General features: G+C 72.3%; 7 protein-coding genes and 1 pseudogene. 5 read left to right on the forward strand and 3 right to left on the reverse strand.

Going from position 1 to position 5,045, the window contains the following annotated elements:
* Window positions 1-357: PepSY-associated TM helix domain-containing protein (locus tag FV223_RS19655; RefSeq protein ID WP_147728585.1), on the forward strand; the 357-nt coding region annotated here is incomplete at its 5' end.
* 154 nt (window positions 358-511) lie between these two features.
* Complete coding sequence (locus FV223_RS19660; protein WP_187276188.1) at window positions 512-1,270, forward strand: DUF502 domain-containing protein; 759 nt, start codon at window positions 512-514, stop codon at window positions 1,268-1,270.
* Between the two features lies 1 nt (window position 1,271).
* Here the strand turns inward: FV223_RS19660 and FV223_RS19665 are convergent, their stop codons facing one another.
* Window positions 1,272-1,550: a hypothetical protein gene (locus FV223_RS19665; RefSeq protein WP_147728587.1), complete on the reverse strand. Its 279-nt coding sequence runs from the start codon at window positions 1,548-1,550 to the stop codon at window positions 1,272-1,274.
* 277 nt (window positions 1,551-1,827) lie between these two features.
* Between FV223_RS19665 and FV223_RS19670 the strand changes: the two genes are divergently transcribed.
* Both FV223_RS19670 and FV223_RS19675 read left to right on the forward strand, forming a co-directional pair.
* Entirely contained in the window at window positions 1,828-2,802 is a 975-nt protein-coding gene (locus FV223_RS19670; RefSeq protein WP_147728588.1) for a quinone oxidoreductase, read from the forward strand.
* 64 nt (window positions 2,803-2,866) lie between these two features.
* Complete coding sequence (locus tag FV223_RS19675; protein ID WP_147728589.1) at window positions 2,867-3,496, forward strand: nicotinamidase; 630 nt, start codon at window positions 2,867-2,869, stop codon at window positions 3,494-3,496.
* 46 nt (window positions 3,497-3,542) lie between these two features.
* Here the strand turns inward: FV223_RS19675 and hspQ are convergent, their stop codons facing one another.
* Both hspQ and FV223_RS19685 read right to left on the reverse strand, forming a co-directional pair.
* A complete protein-coding gene (hspQ, locus tag FV223_RS19680) occupies window positions 3,543-3,896 on the reverse strand; it encodes a heat shock protein HspQ (RefSeq protein ID WP_147728590.1) in 354 nt (117 codons plus the stop codon).
* 133 nt (window positions 3,897-4,029) lie between these two features.
* Window positions 4,030-4,746, reverse strand: a complete 717-nt coding sequence (locus FV223_RS19685) for a DJ-1/PfpI family protein (protein WP_147728591.1) — start codon at window positions 4,744-4,746, stop codon at window positions 4,030-4,032.
* 54 nt (window positions 4,747-4,800) lie between these two features.
* Here FV223_RS19685 and FV223_RS19690 point away from each other — a divergent pair.
* Window positions 4,801-5,045: pseudogene (locus FV223_RS19690) on the forward strand (GlxA family transcriptional regulator); the annotation flags it as partial.

The following is a 5,045-nucleotide window of genomic DNA, read 5'->3' on the forward strand; positions in this document are numbered from 1 at the left end:
ACCGTGACGCTGCCGGGGCGCGACGCGACGCGGATCCGCATCCGCTGGATCGCCGCGGCGTCCGACGCCCCGAAGGCGCGCAACGAATCGACCTTCGACGCCGCGACCGGCACCCGCCTCTCGCGCGTGCGCTTCTCCGACGAGGCGCTCGGCCGGCAGATCGCCGAGTCCATGCTCGAGGTCCATCGCGGGCGCTTCTTCGGTGGGGTCTTCGCCCTGGTCTTCTGCCTCGCCGCGCTCATGATGCCGCTGCTCGCGATCACCGGCCTCGTGCTCTACGTCCTGCGCCGGCGTGCCGGGGCCGCGCGACGGTCGGCGCCGCGCGGCCCCGGTCTCGTCGCCGAACCGCGGCCTTGAGACGGGCCGGCGGAGGGAGTAGGTCTGAGGGCACCGGAGCCGTGCCCGGCATCGTGCCTTCGCGACCTTGCCTTCGGGGGCTGCCCTGGTTTCCGTGAGACCGCCGACCACGCTGCCGACGCCCGAGCCGGATCCCGCGGGCCCCCGCCCCCGCGTGAGCGCGCGCGGACGGCTGCGGACGTACTTCCTCACCGGCATCATCGTCGCGGGGCCGCTGGCGATCACCGCCTACATCACGTGGTGGATCATCACGCTGATCGACGGGTTCGTGAAGCCGCTGGTGCCGGCGAGCTACCTGCCGGACCATTACCTGCCGTTCTCGATCCCGGGGCTGGGCATGCTCATCGCCTTCGTGGCGGTGACCCTGCTCGGCTTCCTCACGGCGAACCTCGTCGGGCGCAGCGTGATCGAGTTCGGCGAGGTGCTGCTGGCGCGCACGCCCGTGATCTCGGGGCTCTACAAGGGCCTGCGGCAGATCTTCGAGACGCTGTTCTCCGCCAACGGAACCTCGTTCCGCACGGTCGGCCTCGTCGAGTTCCCGGTGAAGGGAACCTGGTCGGTGGTGTTCCTGTCGGCGCCGGCCGCGCCCGACGTCCAGGCGGCGCTTCCCGGCAGCAAGGGAGAAGCAGGGGAGGACGGCCGCAGCGACTATGTCGGCGTGTTCCTGCCCTGCGCGCCGAACCCGACCACGGGGTTCTTCTTCTACCTGCCGCGCACCGACATCATCGAGGTCGGGATGAGCGTGGACGATGCGGCCAAGCTGGTGATGTCGGCCGGCGTCATCCAGCCGGACGATCCGCAGGCCCGGCTTCAGGCCATGGCCGCGACCCTGCGGACGGCGCAGGGGCTCGCGCCCGAGACGTCGCGGGAGACGCCGCCGGCAGGCGCCGCCCCGCGTCGCGAAACGGTCTGACTCAGGAGGCGCTGGCGGTGACGACGGTCTTCGGCGTCGCCGCGACGCGGTTGCCGCTCATCCAGCCGGTCGAGGTCTCGGCGGCCAGCAGGAGCGCCAGGGCGAAGCAGAGGCCGTTGGCGGCGATCCAGAGGGGCCGCGCGGCCCGGCGAACCGCGATACCCACGTCGGAAGCCTGCTCGGAGGCGGCGTCGGAGATCGGCAGCAGCCAGGGCTCGTGAGCGAGGGACTGCCATCCCTCGGAAGACCCCGGCAGGCGTTGGAACGGTCCGGTCAGCATCGCTGTCCTCCATCTTTCCCGTGACGGCCTGAACGAATCAGCCTTTCGTTCAGGTTCAGTTAAGATTGAAACATGGCCACTGCAAGGCATGCTCGGCGACGTGGGCCTCTCAACCGCGTCCGGGCCGATCGCGTTCCCTCCCCGAATCGATGATTTGCTCGCGGCGCCGGGACGCGCGCCCCGCTCTGTATCGCCCGCCCCGATCGAAGCCATTGCGCCGGGCGCCCCGTCCCTTATCTCGCCGGGCACGATCTCACGCGAAGAAGAGGCGACGACGATGCCGAAGGCGATACGCGTTCAGGATTACGGCGGCCCCGAGGTGATGGCCTACGAGGACGTGCCGACGCCGCAGCCCGGCCCCGGCCAGATCCGCATCCGCGCCGGCGCGATCGGCGTCAACTTCATCGACATCTACTTCCGCTCCGGCGCCTACAAGGCGGCGCAACTGCCGTTCACCCCGGGCAAGGAGGTCGCCGGGACGGTGACGGCGGTCGGCGAGGGCGTGACCGGGTTCTCGGTCGGCGACCGGGTCGCCACCGGATCGGGGGAGGGCACCTACGCCGAGGAGCCGCTGATCGCGGCCTCGGCCGCCGTGCACGTGCCGGACGGGATCGAAGATTCGACCGCCGCTGGCATGATGCTGAAGGGGCTCACCGCCGAGTACCTGCTGCACCGGACCTATGCGGTGAAGCCGGGCGACACGATCCTGTGGCACGCGGCCGCCGGCGGCGTCGGCCTGATCGCCTGCCAATGGGCCAAGCACCTCGGCGCCACCGTCATCGGCACCGCCGGCTCGGCCGACAAGGCGGAGCTCGCCCGCGCCCACGGCTGCGACCACGTCATCCTCTACCGCGAAGAGGACGTGGCGGCCCGCGTCCGCGAGATCACCGGCGGCAAGGGCGTCCCGGTGGTCTACGACGGCGTCGGGCAGGACACGCTGATGGGCTCGCTCGATTCGCTGGCCCCGCTCGGCCTGCTCGCGAGCTTCGGCTCCGCCTCCGGCCCGATCAAGGCGCTCGACCTCGGCCTGCTCGCCGCCAAGGGCTCGCTCTACGTGACGCGCCCGACCCTGTTCACCTACGCGAGCCGCCCGGAGATCCTGGCCGAGATGGCGAAGAACCTGTTCTCGGTGGTGCAGAGCGGGGCGGTCAGGATCCCGGTCAACCGGACCTACAAGCTGTCGGAGGCCCAGCAGGTCCACCGCGACCTCGCCGGCCGCGAGACCACCGGCTCGACGGTGATGGTCCCGTGATCCCGGGATCGCCGGATCGGAGGATCCCGGGCGGACGCCGTTCCGCCGAAGCCGGGGGCTGCCCGTGACGGTCGGCGCGGCCGAGGCCCTGCTCGTCGTCGACGTGCAGCACGACTTCCTGCCCGGCGGCGCGCTCGCGGTGCCCGACGGCGACGCCGTCGTCGCGCCGATCCGGGCGCTGGCCGCGCGGTTCCGGACCCTGGTGCTGACGCAGGACTGGCACCCGGCCGGGCACGTCTCGTTCGCGAGCGCGCATCCGGGCCGGGCGCCGTTCGAGACGGTGCGGCTGGCCTACGGCGAGCAGGTGCTGTGGCCTGACCACTGCGTGCAGGGCAGCGCCGGGGCGGCGCTCGCCCCCGGCCTCGACCTGCCCGGCGCCGCCCTCGTCCTGCGGAAGGGCCTGAGCCCCGGAGTCGACAGCTACTCGGCCTTCGTCGAGGCCGACGGGACGCCGACGGGGCTCGCCGGCTACCTGCGCGAGCGCGGCGTCCGGCGCGTGGTCCTGTGCGGGCTCGCCACCGATTACTGCGTCGCCTGGAGCGCCCTCGATGCGCGCGCGGCAGGCTTCGAGGCCGCCGTCGTCGCGGACGCGACACGGGCGATCGACCAGGGCGGATCGCTCGCCGCCGCCTGGGCACGGATGGAAGCCGCCGGAATCGGCAGGGCGACGAGCGCCGACGTCACGGGATCGTAGGCCCCGAAGGCGCTCGGAGCACCGGACGGCGCGCGTCCCGAAACGGTCAGTTCGCGGTGCGGTCGCGCATGCGGTAGGTGCCGCCGGGGTCGCGCTCGAACATCTCCGGGATGCCGGCGTGGCGCAGGCTCTCGCCCGAGGTGTCGGGCACCAGGTTCTGCTCGGACACGTAGGCGACGTACTCGGTCTCGGCGTTCTCGGCGAGCAGGTGGTAGAACGGCTGATCCTTGCGCGGACGCGCCTCCTCGGGGATCGCCAGCCACCAATCCTCGGTGTTGTCGAACACCGGGTCGACATCGAACACGATGCCGCGGAACGGGTAGATCCGGTGGCGCACCACCGCGCCGATCCCGAACTTGGCGATGCGCAGTCTCGATTCGGTCGGTCGCGGGTCGGTCATGGCCTGATCCATCATGACGGATCAGATAGGCGCGGATGGCGGGCTTGTCACCGGGTTCCGGGGGCGGTGCATCGGAACCGACCCGCGTCGCGGGTCGCCCGCGCCCGTGCGGCTAGCGTGATCGAGGCGAGCCTCACCCGCCGGCGGGGAGGGCGATCCCGAGCTCGGCGGCGACCCTGCGTGCGGTCGCCTCCCGCCGCGCGGTGATCTCGGCGACGCCGGTGCGCGCCCGCTCGAGGATCGCGGCCGGGGCGGTCCGCGGCGTGCCGCTGTCGAAGGGCGGCTCGGGGGCGTATTCCATGCCGAGCTGGATCGCCTGGGCGACCTCCGGGCCGCGCAGCTCGGCCGCGAGCCTCAGCGCGCCGTCGATGCCCGCGGTGACGCCGGCCGCGAACACCCACGACCCGTCGACCACGACGCGCCGGTCGACGGGCTGCGCGCCGAAATACGGCAGCAGCGCGAAGGCGCTCCAATGCGTCGTCGCCCGGCGCCCCCTGAGCAGCCCGGCACCGCCGAGGAGCAGGGCGCCGGTGCAGACCGAGAAGACGTGCCCGGCTCCCCCCGCCTGCCGCCGGATCCAGCCGAGCACGGCTTCGTCCCGCATCAGCGCCTCCTGGCCGAAGCCGCCAGGCACGTGCAGCACGTCGAGCTGCGGCGCATCGGCCAAGGCCGCGTCGGGGGTGAGCCGCAGGCCGCGGACGTCGCGCACGCTCTCGGCGGTCGGGGCGTAGATCCGGTAGGTCGCGTTCGGGATGCGGGACAGCACCTCGAACGGGCCGGTGAGGTCGATCTGGTCCAGCCCCTCGAACAGGAGCGAGCCGATCTGCAGGTGGGTCTCGGGGGGGATCATCGCGGGGTCTCCGTGGTGGACAGGGACACCCTAAAGCCTCAAGATCTGGCCGGGATGCCAGACGACCCTCGTTTCCAGCCAGATGCCGCTCGAACCCATACCGTTCGAACCCATGCCGGATCGCCCCGCATCGTCGAGGTGCTGGCCTTTCCGTGCGTGCAACTGCTCGACGTGGCCGGTCCGCTGCAGGTCTTCGCGACGGCCAACGAGCAGGCACGGGGCTCGCGGCCCTACGCGCCGCGTGTGGTCGGCTGGGGCGACGGCGCGCTGACCTCGTCCGCGGGCCTGCGGCTGGCGGT

It is taken from the genome of Methylobacterium sp. WL116 (assembly GCF_008039455.1).
In the GTDB taxonomy this organism is placed as follows: Bacteria; Pseudomonadota; Alphaproteobacteria; order Rhizobiales; family Beijerinckiaceae; genus Methylobacterium.

What these genes read in the sequence shown, in the direction of transcription:
- FV223_RS19665 (WP_147728587.1), bottom strand. Translation starts at nt 1,550, where the DNA reads ATGCTGACCGGACCGTTCCAACGCCTGCCGGGGTCTTCCGAGGGATGG.
- FV223_RS19670 (WP_147728588.1), top strand. Translation starts at nt 1,828, where the DNA reads ATGCCGAAGGCGATACGCGTTCAGGATTACGGCGGCCCCGAGGTGATG.
- hspQ (WP_147728590.1), bottom strand. Translation starts at nt 3,896, where the DNA reads ATGACCGACCCGCGACCGACCGAATCGAGACTGCGCATCGCCAAGTTC.
- FV223_RS19685 (WP_147728591.1), bottom strand. Translation starts at nt 4,746, where the DNA reads ATGATCCCCCCCGAGACCCACCTGCAGATCGGCTCGCTCCTGTTCGAG.